Source organism: Corallococcus interemptor, from assembly GCF_003668875.1.
Taxonomy (GTDB): Bacteria; Myxococcota; Myxococcia; order Myxococcales; family Myxococcaceae; genus Corallococcus; species Corallococcus interemptor.
On sequence record NZ_RAWM01000086.1, the window covers coordinates 20970 to 38808 of the forward strand.

15 protein-coding genes and 1 pseudogene are annotated in these 17839 nt (G+C 69.2%); 7 read left to right on the forward strand and 9 right to left on the reverse strand.

Annotation, left to right across the window (positions count from 1 at the left end; translation table 11 throughout):
* Window positions 1-19 precede the first annotated feature (19 nt).
* Together D7X96_RS26110 and D7X96_RS26115 are read right to left on the reverse strand one after the other, a co-directional pair.
* Complete coding sequence (locus D7X96_RS26110) at window positions 20-1231, reverse strand: ABC transporter substrate-binding protein (protein ID WP_120551199.1); 1212 nt, start codon at window positions 1229-1231, stop codon at window positions 20-22.
* A gap of 162 nt (window positions 1232-1393) precedes the next feature.
* On the reverse strand, window positions 1394-1702 hold the full coding sequence (locus D7X96_RS26115) for a hypothetical protein (protein WP_147468399.1): 309 nt from the start codon (window positions 1700-1702) through the stop codon (window positions 1394-1396).
* Window positions 1703-1970: 268 nt separating this feature from the next.
* Between D7X96_RS26115 and D7X96_RS26120 the strand changes: the two genes are divergently transcribed.
* Entirely contained in the window at window positions 1971-2870 is a 900-nt protein-coding gene (locus tag D7X96_RS26120; protein ID WP_233609927.1) for a YsnF/AvaK domain-containing protein, read from the forward strand.
* Window positions 2871-2880: 10 nt separating this feature from the next.
* Here the strand turns inward: D7X96_RS26120 and D7X96_RS26125 are convergent, their stop codons facing one another.
* The 5 genes from D7X96_RS26125 to D7X96_RS26145 all read right to left on the reverse strand — a co-directional run bounded on the left by D7X96_RS26125 (window position 2881) and on the right by D7X96_RS26145 (window position 8100).
* Window positions 2881-4317, reverse strand: coding sequence for a serine/threonine-protein kinase (locus tag D7X96_RS26125; protein ID WP_120551217.1), 1437 nt, complete (start codon window positions 4315-4317; stop codon window positions 2881-2883).
* A gap of 103 nt (window positions 4318-4420) precedes the next feature.
* Window positions 4421-4723, reverse strand: a complete 303-nt coding sequence (locus D7X96_RS26130) for a hypothetical protein (protein WP_121770989.1) — start codon at window positions 4721-4723, stop codon at window positions 4421-4423.
* A 79-nt stretch (window positions 4724-4802) separates the two neighbouring features.
* Window positions 4803-6632, reverse strand: a complete 1830-nt coding sequence (dnaK, locus tag D7X96_RS26135) for a molecular chaperone DnaK (RefSeq protein WP_120551196.1) — start codon at window positions 6630-6632, stop codon at window positions 4803-4805.
* Between the two features lie 2 nt (window positions 6633-6634).
* Window positions 6635-7480, reverse strand: a complete 846-nt coding sequence (gene grpE / locus D7X96_RS26140) for a nucleotide exchange factor GrpE (protein WP_244219725.1) — start codon at window positions 7478-7480, stop codon at window positions 6635-6637.
* Between the two features lie 101 nt (window positions 7481-7581).
* Window positions 7582-8100: a transcriptional regulator gene (locus D7X96_RS26145; protein WP_121770991.1), complete on the reverse strand. Its 519-nt coding sequence runs from the start codon at window positions 8098-8100 to the stop codon at window positions 7582-7584.
* Between the two features lie 242 nt (window positions 8101-8342).
* Here D7X96_RS26145 and D7X96_RS41110 point away from each other — a divergent pair, with 242 nt between their 5' ends.
* A complete protein-coding gene (locus D7X96_RS41110; RefSeq protein ID WP_244219726.1) occupies window positions 8343-10634 on the forward strand; it encodes a lamin tail domain-containing protein in 2292 nt (763 codons plus the stop codon).
* A gap of 65 nt (window positions 10635-10699) precedes the next feature.
* Here the strand turns inward: D7X96_RS41110 and D7X96_RS26155 are convergent, their stop codons facing one another.
* Window positions 10700-11356, reverse strand: a complete 657-nt coding sequence (locus D7X96_RS26155; RefSeq protein ID WP_121770992.1) for an outer membrane beta-barrel protein — start codon at window positions 11354-11356, stop codon at window positions 10700-10702.
* A 192-nt stretch (window positions 11357-11548) separates the two neighbouring features.
* Here D7X96_RS26155 and D7X96_RS26160 point away from each other — a divergent pair, with 192 nt between their 5' ends.
* The 3 genes from D7X96_RS26160 (at window position 11549) to D7X96_RS26170 (ending at window position 14830) form a co-directional block, all read left to right on the forward strand.
* Entirely contained in the window at window positions 11549-11962 is a 414-nt protein-coding gene (locus tag D7X96_RS26160; RefSeq protein WP_121770993.1) for a hypothetical protein, read from the forward strand.
* A gap of 115 nt (window positions 11963-12077) precedes the next feature.
* Window positions 12078-12944 (forward strand): DUF2381 family protein, encoded by an 867-nt coding sequence (locus tag D7X96_RS26165; protein ID WP_121770994.1) that lies wholly within the window; start codon window positions 12078-12080, stop codon window positions 12942-12944.
* A 68-nt stretch (window positions 12945-13012) separates the two neighbouring features.
* The gene (locus D7X96_RS26170; protein ID WP_244219727.1) at window positions 13013-14830 is read left to right on the forward strand and encodes a serine/threonine protein kinase; all 1818 of its coding nucleotides are present in this window, start codon (window positions 13013-13015) and stop codon (window positions 14828-14830) included.
* 160 nt (window positions 14831-14990) lie between these two features.
* Here the strand turns inward: D7X96_RS26170 and D7X96_RS26175 are convergent, their stop codons facing one another.
* Window positions 14991-16559, reverse strand: a complete 1569-nt coding sequence (locus D7X96_RS26175) for a hypothetical protein (RefSeq protein ID WP_147468400.1) — start codon at window positions 16557-16559, stop codon at window positions 14991-14993.
* 354 nt (window positions 16560-16913) lie between these two features.
* Between D7X96_RS26175 and D7X96_RS26180 the strand changes: the two genes are divergently transcribed.
* Both D7X96_RS26180 and D7X96_RS26185 read left to right on the forward strand, forming a co-directional pair.
* Window positions 16914-17585 (forward strand): RNA polymerase sigma factor, encoded by a 672-nt coding sequence (locus D7X96_RS26180; RefSeq protein WP_233610380.1) that lies wholly within the window; start codon window positions 16914-16916, stop codon window positions 17583-17585.
* Window positions 17582-17839 (forward strand): annotated as a pseudogene (locus D7X96_RS26185) (hypothetical protein); the annotation flags it as partial. The gene D7X96_RS26180 and the pseudogene D7X96_RS26185, both read left to right, overlap by 4 nt.

Consider the following 17839-nt stretch of genomic DNA (forward strand, 5'->3'; position numbering starts at 1 on the left):
GCCGGGGAGGACCCTGGGGTTAAGGCGAGATGGTGGTGACGTAGGTGGACTTGCCGTCCTGGACCTTCAGCACCACGGCGGACTTCACCGCGTTGCGCTTCGCATCCAGCGTGATGTTGCCCGCCACGCCGGGGAAGTCCTTCGTCTGCGCGATGGCCGCGCGAACCGCGGGGCCGCTGGTGTCCGGAGCCTTCTTCAGCGCTTCAATGGCGACGCGCGCGGCGTCGTAGCCCAGCGCCGCGAGCGCGTCCGGCACCGCGCCGTTGTTGTCCGCCTTGTAGTCCGCGATGAACTTCTTCACGCGCTCGTCCGGGTTGTCCGGCGAGTAGTGGTTGGAGAAGTAGCTGCCTTCAATGGCGCTGCCGCCCAGCTCGAAGAGCTTCTCGGAGTCCCAGCCGTCGCCGCCCATCAGCGGGACCTTCAGGCCCAGCTCGCGCGCCTGGCGGGCGATGATGCCCACCTCGCTGTAGTAGCCCGGCACGTAGATGCCCTCCGGCTGCGTCTTCTTGATGGCGGTCAGCTGCGCGCGATAGTCCGTGTCGCCCTGGCTGTAGCTCTCCGTGGCGGTGATCTTCCCGCCCAGCTCCGCGAACTTCTGGCGGAAGACCTCCGTGAGGCCAATGGAGTAGGCGCTCTTGTTGTCCTGGAGCACCGCGACCTTGTTGAGCTTGAGGTTCTCCCGCGCGAACTTCGCCATCACGAAGCCCTGGAACGGGTCGATGAAGCAGACGCGGAAGATGTTCTCGCCCTTCTCCGTCACGGAGGGGTTGGTGGACGACGGGGTGATCATGGGCACGCCGGCCGCCTGGGCCTTCTCCGCCATGGCCAGGGAGCTGGACGAGGCCACCTCGCCCAGGATGAGCACCACCTTGTCCTGGGTGATGAGGCGGGTGACGGCCTGCGCGGCCTCCTCCGGCTTGCTCTGGTCGTCGTACACGCGCACGACCAGCTTCTTGCCCTTCACGCCGCCGGCCGCGTTGGCCTCCTTCACCGCCAGCGCGATGCCGTTGCGGGTGGAGATGCCGAACGTCGCCTGGCCGCCCGTCAGCGCGCCCACTTCACCCAGCACGATGACGTCGTCACCGGCGGGGGGAGCACCGCCCCCCTGCGCGGTGGCCGGGGCCTGCGCCGAGGGGGCGCCTCCCGCCTCTCCCGTGGGCTGCGTCTTCTTCTCGCAGGCGGCCGCCAGGACGGCGAGCGCTGCGAGGAGCATCGGGGCAAGTCGTCGCATGCGGGGGCTTCCTCCGGGGGAGATGACGGGCAAAGCCCCGGTTTTCTAGGGGAGCCCTCCCCATGGGTCAAGCGCACAGCTTGGCTCCTGGGTCCCGGCAACACCCCGGAACATCGCTGTCGCGAGTCCCTGCCCCCACGGCGGGTGTGCACCTGGCGCCGCTCAGGGCTCCAGCCAGAAGTGCTCCCGGCCCGACGGTCCCCGGCGGATCCTCGGCGCGGGCGCTTCCGCGTCGCCGTCATCCCAGGGCGTCATGTCCTCATGCGTCAGCGCCCATCCGGCTTCAGGAGGGTCCTCCGCGTCCGGCAGCACGGCGGGCGCCCAGGAGACGGGCTCCAGCGCGCGCGTCCCCTCTGGCATGGACACCGGGAGGTCCACGGCGGCGCGGCGGCGCAGGAACCGGCCCGCCACCAGCAGTCCCACCGCGCCGGCCATCCACCCGAGTCCCCGGCCTGGCCTCGTGGCTCGCATCGCAGACGCCTCCTCGCGCGGACCGGACCGTCCGGACTCACGCCCTCACAGTGAGGTGTGGGGACGCGCGCGGCCAGCGGGAAGCCCGGGGTGCTGCTCCTGCACGGCTGCCCTCCGGACAGGAAGCGGGGAGGCGCCCGCGCGGCGTTGCCCGTGGCGTGCGGCATGCCGAGCCCCTGGACCATCCAGCACCAGGGGTTTCCTTGGGCGTCATTGAACCCACTTTGCAAGTGATGCCCGAGGTGAAGGCGCACAAGGAGCCAAGGCAATGATGATCAAGCGCAATGACATCAAGGAAGGGATGACGGTCCGCAGCAGCGACGGCGAGAAGCTGGGCAAGGTGTTCGCCGTGAGTGAGGGCGAGTTCCACATCGAGAAGGGAATGTTCTTCCCGAAGGACTACCTGGTCCGCTACGCGGAGGTGAGCGACATCCGCAACGGGGAGATCTACCTCAACCACGGCCGCGAGGCGCTGCGGGGGCTGTCGGACACCACGAACGCGGGTGTGATGGCGGGCCGGGGTGGCGGCGCGGGCGTGGGTCCCGGCGCGGTGGGCGCGACAGCGGCCACGGCCACCGGCGCCACCATGGGCGGAATCGGCGCGGGGCTGAAGACGGGCACCGCGAAGACGGACGTCAACCGCACCGGCACGGAGAAGGCCGGCATCGCGGACAAGGTCGGCCTCAAGGACCGGGAGCTGCGAGCCAAGGAGCGCATCGCGAGCGAGGACGTCACGCTGCGCACGCACCATGAAGAGCTGGGCGTCACCAAGCACCAGCGCTCCGCGGGCGAGGCGCAGGTCCGTAAAATCGTCGTGGAGGAGATGAAGACGGTGGAGGTGCCCCTGCGCCACGAGGAGGTGGAGGTGGTGCGCCGCGCGGTGAAGGGCAAGGACACCATTCCCGGCGACGTGGCGACCTTCCAGGAGGAGACCATCCGCATCCCCCTGAGCGCGGAGGAGGCGGAGCTGACCAAGCGCGCCTACACGGACGAGGAGATCACCATCCACAAGCGCCCCATCGAGGAGCGCCGCACCATGGAGGGCCGCGTCCGCCACGAGGAGCTGGTGGAGCCGACGGTGGTGCGCACCGAGCCGGACATCAACGAGGAGACGCGCCGCACCGGCTACGTCGCGAACCCGGACATCGATCCGCTCAAGCGCTCGTAGCGTCCTCGCCTCACGTGCGCGGCGCGCGGGTGGCCGGCGTCGCGCGGGTGGGCGCCTCCCGCTGGCGGTCCACGGCGGTCTCCAGCCGCTGCGAGTCGCGCAGCCGCTCCGGGAAGAGCCGGCCCGCCAGCGCCGCCAGGGCCGTATCGCGCGCGGGGGGGCTCGCGGCCACCAGCCGGTCCGCCATGGCGTGCGCGGTGGGGAAGCGGGCCGAGGGGTCCTTGGACAGCGCCACCGACAGCACGTTCCACACGGGCGCGGGCACCTCCGGGGGCTTCGTCAGCTTCTCCTGGCAGATGGCCTTCATGGTGTCCAACTCGTCGTCGCGCTCGAAGGCGCGGCGGCCCGTGAGGGCCTGGTAGAGGACGAGCCCCATGGCGAACAGGTCGCTGCGCGCATCCAGCTTGTGGCCCAGCGCCTGCTCCGGGGACATGTAGAGCGGCTTGCCCTTCACGATGCCCGGCAGCGTCACCGTGCGCTGCGCGCGCACCTTGGCCACGCCGAAGTCCAGCACCTTCACCTGGCCATCGAAGGCAATCATCAGGTTGTGCGGCGACAGGTCGCGGTGCACCAGCTCCAGGGGCGCGCCGTCCTCGCCCTTGAGCGCGTGCGCGGCGTTGAGCCCCATCAAGGCCTGCGACACGATGGCGGACGCCACCGGCGGCTCCAGCGGGCCCTTGTTCGCGCGCAGGAGCCGGTCCAGGTCGATGCCGTTCACCAGCTCCATGGCGATGTAGTACGCGCCCTGCGCCTCGCCGAAGTCGTAGACGTGCACCAGGTTGGGGTGCGACAGCCGCAGGCCGATGCGCGCCTCGTCCAGGAACTGCTGCACCATCTCCGGCTGCGCCGTCAGGTGGGGCAGGATGCGCTTGAGCGCCACCAGCCGCCCCAGCCCCTCCGGCCCGCGCGTGCGCGCAATCAGCACCTGCGCCATGCCGCCCGTGCCCAGGGGCTTCACGACCTCATAGCGGCCAATGCGCCCGCGGTTGACGGGCGTGCCCTCCACGTCCAGCTCGTCCAGCCGCTCCAGGGGGCCGCGCCCGTCCGTCAGGGCGAGGAAGGACAGCACCGCCGAGTCCAGCTGTTCGCCAATCGCCGCCACCAGCCCCATCACCCGCTGGCCGCCGTCCGCGAAGTCCCCGTCCACCACCAGGCCCAGTCCGCCCAGGTTCAGCCGCCCCAGGGTGAGCTGCTGGCAAAAGAGCATCCGGCCTTCGCGCAGCTTCCGGGGGCCGCTCCAGTGGGCCGCCTCGAAGACGTCCACGCCCAGTTCGCCCAGCACGCGCGTCAGCACCGGGCCGCGCGTGCCCCGCAGCGACACGAAGCCCGCCTTCGCGTGCACCATGCGGGCGCACTGCGTGAGGAACACGTCCAGGCCGGTGTCGAGGTCCAGCCCCCGCTCCAGGCAGTCCTCGAGGATGTCGTCGGCCATCCGGTTCACGGCCATCAGGCCGCGCAGGAAGGCCAGCTCTTCTTCCGGGGATTGGAACGCCACGCGCCCATCAATACCCGAAAACCCGGCGGGGATGGAGCGCCCACCGGGTGGGACGTCAGACGCGCTCGCGGTCCACGCGGACCACCGGCGCCAGGCGCTCGGGGAGTTCCGGGCGCTCGGCCGACGCGCGGGTCACCGGGTGCTCCAGCATGCCGTGCCGGTCCAGCATGTGCTCCAGGTGCGCCACGCGCGCGCGCAGCCCCTCCAGCTCCCCGGCGGGCCGGGCCTGGACCTCGCGCACGCGCAGCCACGTCTCCATCACGGGCTTGAGTGCGAAGCGCAGCGTGAGGCCGAACAGGGGTACGCCGACGGTCATGCCGGTGACCATGATGATCATCACGGCTTCAGTCAGTTCCATGAGGGAGGCTCCGGGAAAAGAGGCGGACGCCCGGGACTACGAACGGGGGGCCGGGTGATTGCACCCGGCCCGCGAGGCCTCAGCCGGACTTGGCCTGGTCCGTGTAGATGGCGTCCGCGATGCGGTAGGCGCTGCCCTCCAGGCGCTGGAAGGCCTCCTTGAGGGCGCCCGCGTCGGAGGTGTTGAGCACGGAGCGCAGGCGCTCCAGGTCCGCCTGGATTTCGCCGCGGTCCTTCTCCGACAGGAGGTTGGCGTACTCCTCCAGGCTCTTCTCCGTGGTGTAGATGAGCCCGTCCGCGTTGTTGCGCAGCTCCGCCAGCTCCTTCTTCTTCTTGTCGTCCGCGGAGTGCGACTGGGCGTCGGTGATCATCGCCTGGATTTCGGCCTCGGTGAGGCCGGAGTTGCCCACCACGCGCACCTGCTGCTGCTTGCCGGTGCCCAGGTCGCGCGCGCTCACGTGCACGATGCCGTTCGCGTCGATGTCGAAGGACACCTCAATCTGCGGCACACCGCGCGGCGCGGGCGGGATGCCGACGAGCTCGAAGCGCGCCAGCGTCTTGTTGTCCGCGGCCATCTCGCGCTCGCCCTGCAGGACGTGCACGGACACGAGCGGCTGGTTGTCCACCGCCGTGGAGAACACCTGGCCCTTCTTGCAGGGGATGGTGGTGTTCTTGTCGATGATCTTCGTGAAGACGCCGCCCGCGGTCTCCACGCCCAGCGACAGCGGCGTGACGTCCAGCAGGAGGACGTCCTTCACCTCGCCCTTGAGCACGCCGCCCTGGATGGCCGCGCCCACGGCGACGACCTCGTCCGGGTTGATGCCCTTGTGGGGCTCCTTGCCGAAGAACTCCTTCACCTTCTGCTGCACGCGCGGCATGCGCGTCATGCCGCCCACCAGGAGGACCTGGTTGATGGCCTGCGCGGTGATGCCCGCGTCCTTGAGCGCGATGCGGCACGGCTCGATGGAGCGGTCGATGAGGTCCGCGACCAGGGCCTCGAAGGTGGACCGGTCCACGGTCTCCGTGAGGTGCTTGGGGCCGGACGCGTCCGCGGTGATGAACGGGAGGTTGACCTCCGTCTCCGGCGCGCTGGACAGCTCGTGCTTGGCGCGCTCCGCCGCTTCCTTCAGGCGCTGGAGCGCCATGCGGTCCTTGCGCAGGTCCAGGCCGTTGTTCTGTTCCGCGAAGCGCTTGGCCAGGTAGTCGATGAGGCGCTGGTCGAAGTCCTCGCCGCCCAGGAACGTGTCGCCGTTGGTGCTCTTCACTTCGAACACGCCGGCGGTGAGCTCCAGGATGGAGATATCGAACGTGCCGCCGCCCAGGTCGTAGACGGCCACGCGCTCCGTGGTGGCGTCCTTCACCTTGTCCAGGCCGTACGCGAGCGCGGCGGCCGTGGGCTCGTTGATGATGCGCAGCACGTTGAGGCCCGCGATGCGGCCCGCGTCCTTGGTGGCCTGGCGCTGGCTGTCGTTGAAGTACGCGGGGACGGTGATGACCGCCTCGGTGACGGGCTCGCCGAGGTAGTCCTCCGCCGTCTGCTTCATCTTCATCAGCACGATGGCGGAGACTTCCGGCGGGCTGTAGCCCTTGCCCCGGATCTCCACCCACGCATCACCATTCGGGCTGGGGGCCACCTTGAAGGAGGAGACGCCAATGGCCTTCCTCGCCTCCGGCGAGTCGTACTTGCGGCCGATGAGGCGCTTGGCCGCGAAGACCGTGTTCTCCGGGTTGGTGATGGCCTGCCGCTTGGCAATCTGGCCCACCAGGCGTTCACCGGAGTCGGTGAAGCCCACCATGGAGGGTGTGGTGCGGCTGCCTTCGCTGTTGGGGATGACCACCGGCTCGCCGCCTTCCATCACGGCGACGCACGAGTTGGTGGTGCCCAGGTCGATTCCAATCACCTTCGCCATGACTACTGCTCCCCCCCGGAGGAACTGCCGGACGGCGCGGAAGTCTGGGGCTCCGCGCCGCTGCCTTCTTCAGAAGCCTTGGGTGCTTCAGTGCTGGCCGCGGGCGCGGCCGCTTCCGGCGCGCGGGCGACGACGACCATGGCGGGACGCACCAGGCGGTCGTTGAGATAGAAGCCGCGCGTCACCTCGAAGAGCACGTGGCCCGCCGGGACGTCCGCGGACTCCACCTGCTGGATGGCTTCGTGCACGCGCGGGTCGAAGGGCTGGCCCTTGGCGGAGAAGCCCTTCACGCCGTGGCGGGCGAGCGAGTCCTCGAAGGACTTGCGCGTCATGGCCACGCCCTTCTGGAAGCTGTCGAAGTCGGAGGACTTGCTGGCGGCGTCGAGCGCGCGGTCCATGTTGTCCACCACGGGGAGCAGGTCCTTGAGGAGCTTCTCCACGCCGAACTTCTGGACGTCCTCCTTCTCCTTCTGCGCGCGCTTCCTGTAGTTCTCCAGGTCCGCGGCGGAGCGGATGGCCCGGTCCTGGAAGTCCTTGGCGCGCTCGTGCGCCTCCTTCAGGCGCTCCAGCGTCTCGCGCGCCTTGGTCTGGCTGAAGTCCAGCTGCGCGCGCAGCGACTCCACCTCCTGGCGGAGCGCGGCCGCGTCCTCGGTGGGGGGAGCGACTTCGGGGGTGGAGGCGTCCGCGTCCCCGGCGGCAGCAGCGGAGACGTCCAGCTCCACCTCCGTGCCCGCGCTGTCCGCGTCCTCGTCCATCCGACGCTCGACGCTGCGAACCGCATCGTCGATCACGTCCTGCCCGATGTCCGTCTGGATGCTGCCCTTGTCATTGTCCTTGGTACCCGACACGGCGCGCACTATCTCACGCGACGCGGAGCGATCCAACAGGACCCGGGCGGCCGCGCGTGCCCGGCGTGCGGGCAGGCGCGGGCTTCATGGGGAACGGAACTTCACGCCCCGGGCGCGGGTTTCTTGCGGCCCAACGTTTTCTTGGAAGCTGGTTTCTTCGGGGCCCGGGCGCCCTTGGCGGCGGCGGGGGCGCCGGCGGTCTTCTTGCGGCCAATGGACTTGTTTCCGCCCTTGGCCGGGCTGGCGGACTTCGCGCGGGCCGGGCGGCTGGGGGCGGCCTCCGCCTCCGGGGCGGCCTTGGAGGCCCTGGGGGCCTTGTCCTCCGCGGCGGGCGGAGGGGGGGTGGCGCCGGAGCCGGAGCCGGGCTTGAAGGCCTCCTCGACGGAGGTCTCCACGCGGCGCACGGCGGTCTCAATCTTCTCCGCGGCCGTCTTGGTGGTGGCGGTGGCCCAGGTGCGCAGCTGCGCCAGGCCTTCCTTGACCTTGGCCTGCTTGTCCGGGTCCTTCACCTCCTTGAGGAGGCGCTCGGCCTCGCCCCGGAGGTCGTCCGTGGTGCGCTTGAGCTCGTCACCGGTGCGCTTGAGGAAGTCCATCAACTGCCTGTCCCACTTCTCGGCCATGACGCGTCTCCTCCGTCTGCTCGAAGCCATCCAACCGCACGTATGGACCGCGCGCAAAGCCTCCCGCGCTGTCCAGGTAGGACGGCGGAGCGCGCCAACGATTGCCTTGTGGCAGTGCGTCAGGGGCTCCGCCGGGGTGCAAGCGGGGGGACTCGCGACAGTCTGATGCAAGACACGTTAAGGTGCGTGCCCTCTTCCGGGAAAGCCGCGTTGGGGCGGGCCCGGTGCTGGAGTGTCCCTTTATGGCGTCCCGGTCCTTGCGAGCGCTCGCGTCGCTCGTCCTCGTCACCTCCGTCGTCACGTTGGCCGCCTGTGGTTCCGGGGAGCCGGGGTCCACGGGGCCGGTGCTGCCCCAGGTGACGCTGCCGGCGGCCACGGTGGGGGCGGCCTATGAGAAGGTGCTCACGGCGACGGGCGGCACGCCGCCGCTCACGTACACGGTGGACCAGGTCCCGCCGGGCTTCTCCTTCTATGGAGACACCGGACGGCTGGTGGGCCCCGCCACGACGGCCGGCGAGTGGACGCTGACGGTGTCCGTGCGCGACGCGAAGGGGCTCCAGAGCTCCCGGGGCTATGCGCTGCGCGTGTGGTCCACGCCGGTCATCACCACGATGTCGCCGCTGCCGGCCGTGAAGGAGGGCAGCGCCTACACCTTCACCTTCGGCGCCACGGGCGGCGCGCAGCCCCTGACCTGGTCGCAGGCGGGCGGGGCGATTCCGAACGGCCTGACGTTGACGGAGGACGGGGTGCTCACCGGCACGCCGCGGGGCCCGGCGCTGTATGAGTTCACCGTGCGGGTGAAGGACGCGAACGGGGCGCTCGCGGAGGCGGTCCTCCAGCTGCCCGTGCAGACGTCGTCCGGTGAGCTGCCCGACGGCGGCCCGGTGACGGACGGCGGGACGCAGACGGACGGCGGGACGCAGCCGACGGCGACCTTCAAGGTGGGCAACTGGAACATCGAGTGGTTCGGCTCCACGACCGAGGGCCCCACGGACGAGGCGCTGCAGCTGGCCAACGCGAAGGCGGTCATCGCGGACGCGGGGCCGGAAGTGATGGGCGTAGCGGAGATCGTCAGCGAGGAGGCGTTCAACTCGCTGAAGAACGGGCTGTCTGGCTACGACGGCGTGCTCGCCAGCGGCTGGCCCTACGGTCTGACGGACCAGAAGGTGGGCGTGCTCTACAAGACGGACTCGGTGCAACTGGTGAGCTCGAGCGTCGTGCTGACCGAGTGCGCGCAGGACTTCGCCTACCGGCCGCCCCTGCGCGTGAACCTGAAGGTGCTCAACACCGCGACGGCGGTGGACCTGACGGTGATGGTGCTGCACATGAAGGCGTACGCGGATCCGGATTCGTACGCGCGGCGCCAGGCGGCGGCGTATTGCCTCAAGAACTACCTGGACACGTCCCTGCCGACGCAGAACGTGATGGTGCTGGGCGACTGGAACGACGACGTGGACGCGTCCATCTACACGCCCTACGCGTCCCCCTACGTGGACTTCGTGCAGGACCCCGCGCGCTACAAGTTCCTCACCCAGGCGCTGTCGGAGTCCGGGGCGCGCTCGACGGTGAGCAACAGCCAGTTCATCGACCATCAGCTGGCGACGAACGAGCTGGCGGCGTACTACGTGCCGCCCACGGAGGTCATCAAGCCGAGCATCGTCAGCTACAAGGCCACCACGTCGGACCACTACCCCATCTTCAGCAGGTTCAACTTCGGCTCGGCCGCGCAGACGCGCAGCGTGAGGCTGACCGCGCCCAACGGCGGCGAGACGCTGCAGGCGGGCAAGACGTTCAGCATCACCTGGACGTCCAGCAACGTGGCGCAGGTGGACCTGACGTACACGCTGGACGGGACGGTGTGGCGTTCCCTGGCGTCGGGCCTGGCGGCGTCCAGCGGGCGCTACACGTGGACGGTGCCGAGTGAGTCCTCGACGTCCGCGAAGGTGCGCGTGGCGGATTCGTCGCGCACGGACGTGTCGGACGTGAGCGACGGGGTGTTCACGCTGACGCGGCCGGTGCCGCAGGTGTTCATCAACGAGTACCTGCCGCAGCCCAACCCTGCGGTCCCGGGCGGGACGACGCCGGACTACGACCAGCAGTTCGTGGAGATCTACAACGCCGGGCCGACGTCGGTGGACCTGAGCGACTGGACGATCCACGACGCGAAGACGTACTCGGGCCTGGAGGCGGCGCGGCACACGTTCGTGCCCGGCACGGTGTTGCCGGCGGGCAAGGGGTACGTGGTGTATTCCGGCGCGTCGGCGGTGCCGGCGGGGGCGCAGTACGCGACGTACGCCAACAACAACGGCTACGGGCTGCGCCTCGACCGGGGCATCAACCAGGGTGGCGCGGGCGACGCGGTGTACCTGGTGCGCGCGGACGGCACGGTGCAGGACAGCCACTCGTACCAGGTACCGGGCGTGGACGTGTACCAGGGCTATTCGTTCAACCGCAGCCCGGACCTGAGCGCCACCGGGAATTGGAGCTACACCAACCCGACCCCGCGCACCCGGACGGACGGATCCCCGTTCTAAACGGGTTTCCGCGGGCCGCCCCCACGCCTCCGTCGCCGGAGACGTGAGGGCTTGGATGGCGGGGACTACAGCCGGAACTGCACGCGCACGCCCGGCTGGATCCACATGTGGATCTGCTTCTCGCCGTCGGAGAGGTCGTTGCTGATTTCCGCGGCATCGCCCACGCGGATCGCGCCCTTGTTGTACTGCCCCACGGACGCGGAGATGTAGGGCCCCACCGCGATGGAGCGGGTGAGCTGGAGGTCCACGCCGAAGTGGGCATGGCCCAGGTCATAGCCCTCGAGCTTGAACCAGGAGTTCCCCGCCCCTTCGCCCACTTCCAGCGAGCCAATCTCATAGCCCACGCCCACGCCCACCCACGGCGAGACGACGCCGTCCGGCCGGAAGTGGTAGTCCAGGTCGATGCCGAAGCGCAGGACCCTGCTCTTGCAGTCCGCGCCGTCCGCGCACTCGTCACCGGGACCGGAGCCGATGCCGTACTGGAAGTAGGCGCCCAGCGAGAGCTGCCGGTTGAAGAAGTAGGAGACGTCCACCTGCGGCGCCAGGGTGCTGCCGAACGTGTCCTTCAGCGAGAGGTTCGTGCCGGAGTCGCCCACCGGAATGCCATAGGCGCCGCGCACGCCCAGCGCGAGCCCGGAAGTCTTGGGCTCCTGCGCCGCGGCCGGCAGGGCTCCCAGGCAGGTGGTCAGCGCCAGCGATGCGATGAGGTGTCGAGCAGTCATGTCGTCCAGGGAGTGAGGGCCGTCATCCGACGGCGTTGGGATTGACGCCGCCACGCATTGCAAGCCCACGGCCAGGGCCTCCCTGATGCGGGCGCCCTGTGCGGCAGGGATGGCAGGACATGGGAATGGCCCGGAAGCGCGACAGGAATGTCAGTCTTTCGATTCGGTCGTGCGAGAGTCCCGGCCCGAGCCATGACCTCCGTCCTCACCGAAGACTCCGAAATCGTCCGCTGGCTGCGCGCTGAGCGCGAGGCCCGCGCGGAGGCCCACTTCGATTCGCGGCACTACGGGCGCGCGCTGGCGCAGCGGGTGGCGGAGCTGCTGGACGCGGGGGCGGACCTGTCCATCACCACCGACCCTCGCGAAGGCGTGTCCCGCGCGCTGTGGCGCTCCGGGGATGGCACGTACGCGCAGGGCTTCCGGCACGTCCAGGGGGACTCGCGGGCGAAGCGGACCTTCGCGTCGCGGGATGAGTTCACGCGCTGGCTGGCGGAACAGAGTGATGAGTCCCTGGCGAAGGAGGACTTCCCGGACGACCCGCGCATGTGGGGCGTGGCGACGTTCAACCGCGAGTTCTTCGCGCGGAAGACGGGCCGGCGGTCGTAGGTAGGACTTTCCACCAACGACTCTTGAGGTAGTCTGGGTTTTCCTTTCCCCGGGCCGTGGTCTTCGTTGCGTGTCACCCCTATCTGTTAGGTTTGAAGGATGGAGGTGACCCGTGATGTCGCTGTCCACTTCGGTCATTCCCCTGGTGCTGACCATCCTGCTGGGCACCACGGCGGTCGCGCAGTCCCGCACTCCCATGTCCCGGGAGCGAAAGGCCCGGCAGCTCACGCTGCGCGCGGAGGAGCCTCCGGTGCTGCATCCGCTGCATGTCGCGGTCCATGAAGTGACCACCGTCACTTTCGACGCGCCCATCGTTCCGGAGTCCGTGGACCGAAGCGTGCTCGCACCCTTCTTCTCCCGCGTGGCGGTGCATGAGGACGTGCTCGTGCTCAAGGCGTCCGTGGACATCCCCGTGGGCAAGGCGCCCGTGCTCACCGTGCGCTTCGCGGGATCCGGGGCTCCCGCGCAGGTGGGGTTCGTGCTCACGACCGTGGAGACGGAGGTGGATTCGCAGGTGGAGGTCCTGCGCCAGGATTCGGGCAGGGAGCTCGCGGACCTGCGGGCACGGTGCGCGCTCAGTGGGCTGGGTGGCGCGGTGTTGGCGGGGGTGATCACCAGGGAAGGTGTCGCAGTGGATTACCTCCCGAAGCCGTCCTCAAGCCAGGGCATGGCCGCCCAGAGCCCCCATGTGCTCTATCGCACGGAGAACACCCGTGCCCTGTCGACCTCGCTGATCAACTCCGCAGGGGGCGCCCCTTGGATACCGGGCTTCGCTCGGATGACACCACGCGGTCCCAACGCACCGCCGATCCTTGAGTTCCCTCTGCTCATGCAGGTGAAGCAGTTGGCGCCTGGGGAACACGCCACCGTGGTGGTGGAGTGGCACGCACTTCCCGACCTGCCCGCTGGCACGCGCGTCACCCTGGAGCTGCTGGATGCGAAGGGTGAACGCGGTGTCCGCTGGGAAGAGGTGGAGCCATGAGTCCGCACGAGGTCAGCCCCACGAAGCCCGCCCAGAGGGCTTTCAACCCCGCCCGAGCTTCCTTGCTCATGGTGGATGCACTTCCTCCGGGCACCCTCATCGGTCCCTGGCGCGTCCTCCGCAGAGTGGCTTCAGGCGGGTACGGCACGGTCTATGTCGTTCATGCGAAGCACCGTCCTCGCGGCAAACGGTACGCACTGAAGCTGGCGCGTCAGGCCGACAGCCCCTGGTTCTCACGCGAAGCGGAGGTGCTGTCCCGCCTGCGGCATCCGGGAGTGCCCCGCTTCGTGCAGGCAGGGGCATGGCAACCGGGCTCCGGGAACCATCCGTTCCTGGTGATGGAGCATGTGAACGGGGAATCACTCTATGAGTGGGCGCACGCTCGCAATCCCACGACCCGCGAGGTGGGCGCACTGCTCCTCCAGGCCGTGGAGGTCCTGGCCTTCGCGCACGGGCGCGGTGTCCTGCACCGCGACATCAAGGGCGACAACCTCCGCGTCCAGCCCGGTGGACGGCTCACCCTGCTGGATTGGGGGGCGGGCTGGCATCCTGAAGCGAAGCCCCTGACCGGAACGGGCCAGCTTCCTCCTGGTACGGCGCACTACTTGAGCCCCCAGCTCCACCGCTGGCGGATGGCGGTGCCGTCACAGGAGTGTCCTCGCTATGGCGTGGCGGATGAGCTCTATGCCCTGGGCGTCACCTTTCATCGGTTGCTGACCGACACCTATCCAGCGCTCCCTGTGGAAGGCGAAGGCACCGCACGCGCATGGCCCAACCCATTGGTGCCAGAGGCGCTGGCCTCGCTCGTCATCCGCCTGCTCGCGTTCGCGCCTGAAGCACGTCCTCCCAGCGCCTCCTCACTGGCCTCCGAACTGCATCAGGTCCTGGTCCATGCGGATGCATCCTGGGACCTGCCCCTGTTCGACTGGGCCACACCTCCCTCTGAGTCCTCACGCACGACGCAGGAAGCGCCCGAAATGGCGGGGCCGGTGGCGCCGGGTCAGGAGGTGCCGCTCCAGCACGCACGCCTTCAACGCCTGGACCGGATTCAACGCCTTCGCGATGCACGCGCGCTGCGCCGCCGGTTTCCACGACATGTCGCCCGGATGGGGGCCCGCGACATCCTCGCCGCGAACACGGTGCGCCGCGGACAGACGCTGCGGACCCGATGGCGTCAGGGGGCGGTGGGGTTCGCAGGCGTGCTGTTCATGGTCTGGTTCTGTTGGAGCCTGGGACTCTTCTCAAGGTCTGGCATCGACGCGCCAGTGCCCTCGGTCAGGCCTCCCGTGGCGCGAGAAGCAGCGCCCGTCCAAGCTGCCGCGTCCGGAGCGGCCCCTCCTTCCCCTGCGCCGCTTCCGCTGGAGAAGGACGCCATGAGCCATTCCTTGAAGCAGGACCCACCCGCCCGCGGACGTTCGCTGTCACGCGGCTGCACTTTGGCTGTCGGTGCGGCGACAACCCTGATGGCTTGCTCGGGTGCGCAGGTGGTACCCAGGCCCCAGCGCTGTCCCACGGAAGCGCTGGAGGCGATGAAGACGTTGAAGCTGCGGCGGGATGCAAAGGCAGCCATCACGGTCGACATCCGCTATCCCTACCGTCCCGATGCCGACATGCTCGCCGTGCATGACGGCGACGTTGTCAGCGTCCTGGAGGAGAAACACGGCGGACTTCCGAAGGGCTCCCTGCTCTACGGACGGCTGTGGACAGGAGGCGAGCGGGTCATGGGCCGCTACACGCGAGCGGAGACGCCTGACGGCCGCACCTACCCGGTCTGCTTCGTCCTCGGGAACAGCGATGGCTTCTGGCCGCTGGAGTCGGGCTCCAAGCCCGGCGCCGCGCTCGTTCCTCGGACCGCGGGCTACACCGTGGTGGACGCGTTCCCGTAACGGGCCTCACGGTGGCAGGTCGCGCAGGAGCCTCGTCAGGGTGATGTAGAGCTCCAGCATGGCACTGCCCACAGGGGGCTTCGCTTCCCGGAGCCCCCTCGCGCCGCGGAAGACCGCGAGCGGCGCGAACAGCGGTCAGGCGTGAAGGGCCTGCGCCTCGCTATTCCAACAGGTCCAGCATCGCCAGGGGCTCCTTGGACTCCAGCAGATCCAGCCGATGCCGGGCCTTCACGGCCAGCTCCAGCGGCTGGACACCATGGCGGAACCAGGCATGCGCGATGCGGTCAATGCCCGCGCCAATCAACGGTGCCGCTGTCCGCAGACTGGCGCGCAGGGCCACCGCGTTCGTCTGTCCCCCGTGCAGCACCAGGTTGCGCTGGCGGTAGAGCCGGCGGAATGCACGCACCGCATAGCCCTCCACGTCCTTCAGCTTCTTGCGAGGGTCCTTGAGCAGTCCCTCCATGCGCGCGACCGCCGCCTGGTGACTCCAGACAGGTCCCTCCCAGGGGAGTGGCTGGGCTTGCCGGATGGCCTCCAACATCAGTGATGAGCGTTCGTGATTGCTCGTGCACTTCAGGACCTGCTCCTGCAGGGGGCTGGCGTTGTTCTTTCCTTGGAGGGATGCCAGCAACGTCAGTTCTGCCCGGGGAAACGAACACGCAACCAGGGCAGCCAACCGGTCACCCGCGGGCGACTTCTGACCGTCCTCCGGAGCGACGAGCAACGCTTCAATGGCGGCCCACCCGGCCGCCACCGCGACCACGGCGGGCGCATCCAACTGCCCCAGCAACTCGAAGGCCGCGTCAACACGGCTGGGCGGCCCGGACGCGAAGAGCTGGTCCTGACGCTCCAAGCTGCGGACCTCGACTCGCCGATGCCGACGGAGCGGCAGCGGTTGTCGGATGCCTTCGACGTACGCGTGCTCGCCATGCCTCATCCGATGGCCCACTCCGATGAGAAGCCGGGCGGCCAGTTTCTCCACCGTCTCCGATGCCCGTTCCACCGCGGAGAAGGCGTCGCGAGCTTGCACTGTCAGCAACCAGCCCCCGCTCTGCCGGACACGGGTGGCATCGAATCCATTCGTGAGGAGCCACTTCGAAACCGTGGGCGCACCACACCATTCATTTGGTGGAGGACCCTGAAGCCCCAGAGCGTTCTGCACGGTCAGGAGGACCTGGAAGCGCGAGGGCTGCGTACGGGCCAGGGCGTGCGCTTCCTCCAGCAGCTCCGGCAGAAGATAGGTCTGCGTGGAATGGACGAGCCGGTATGTCAGCCAGCGATGGAGGAAGTCCGGGCTGAATCCCGAATCCAGTAGATGCGACGCGACGGCACGAGCCACCCGCTCGGGCTTTACCTGGATGCCCAGCGCGATCTGTCCCGCCCAGCGGGACAAATACGACGCATCCATCTCCTCGGTGAGACGGTGCACCGCGGGCAGTTCGCCGGAGCGGGGCCTCAACGGTGAGCCCAGCAGACGCTGCAGCAGACTTCGGGAATGAGGCGCGATGCCTTCGTCCGGGCCTAGGGTCCGGGAGAGTTCATTCGCCAGCCACTCGACGGCCTTGTCGGAGAGGACGCCCGCCGGGACGGCCTCCACCGCCTCCAGCAGCTCTCGGAGACTGAGCACTGTCCCCACCTCCCACAGTCCTCGAAACCAGGCCGTTCGAGCCGAGAAGAACTCCAAAAGACGCGCCGCCACCCGTTGTGAGCTGTCCTTGATTTCAAGCACCGAGCGCCTTACTTTTCAGGCAGGTCGCTTGACCGCCCTCTATTCGGAGGCCGTCCCCATCTGGGAGTCGTTCTTCCCCGTGGGTCTCTGCCTCCATTTTTTTGTCCGCGGATGGGGCAACCGGTCAGCCGCCCCCGCCCCCGCGAACCTCCCCCACGCTCGATGCAGGATTCGAACCCGAGGCCTCTGGCTCCGGAGGCCGACGTCCGGGCTCAATAAAAAACGCGCCGTGCGTGTAGGGACGACCCGATTTTCGGGGTCATTTCGTATCTCATTTCCAGAAGGGGCCCGGCCGGCGCCGCCTTCTTGAAACACGGAGCCCTCCACGTGCTGCCAGGAACAGAGCGGTCAGTCTTGGAGGCCTTCCGCCGGGGTGACACCGCGGTGCTCACCCAGGTCTACCGCACGTATTCGCCAGAGGTGCTGCGCTACCTGTCCCGGCGCTTCTCCGTGCACTCGGAGACCGGCACGCGCTCCGTCGCGCTCACGCCCCTGGACCTGGACGCCGCCCACCAGGAGACCTTCGTGCGGGCCTTCCGCCCCCACATGCGCCAGGCCTACGACGGCGTGCGCCCCTACCTGGGCTTCCTGCTCACCGTCGCCCGCTCCACCGCCATTGACTTGATGCGCGCCTCCGGCCGCGTGGCCCGGGAGGCCATCCCCCTGGATGACGCGCCCGAGCTCACCCACGCCCCCACCGAGAGCAAGAGCCCGGAGGAAGAGGCCCTGGGCGCCGAGGTCCGCTCCATCGTGCGCCGCTTCCTGGAGGGGCTGCCCGCCGAGGGGCGCGCGCTCGCGCAGCTGCGCTTCATGGACGGCCTGTCGCAGGAGTCCGCCGCGGACCAGCTGAAGCTCACCCGCGGCGAGGTGCGCGTGCGCGAGCGCCGCCTGCGGCTGCAGTTCACGGAACACCTGAAGGACTCGGGCTGGTTGGACAGCGACGTCATCCCGGGCCGCCTGCAGCTGGGCGCCCTGCTGGCCACCCTGGCCCTGCTGTGCGCCATCCCATTCGGGAGCCTCCCATGAAGTGGTACGAACGACATGTGGACGCGGGACTGACGCGCTGGTCCCTGGGGGAGCTGTCCGCCCCCGAATCCTCGCGGCTCCTGCGCCACGCCCACGCCTGCGCCCGCTGCGGCACCCGCTATGACAAGTGGGCCCGCGCCCACCGCGTCCTCGAGTCCGGCCAGACGGACAGCCCCACCGCCACGGAGCTGGAGACGCTCACCGCCGCGGGCCTGGAGGCCGCCCTCAACGCCGCCTCGCCCCCGGATGCCGCC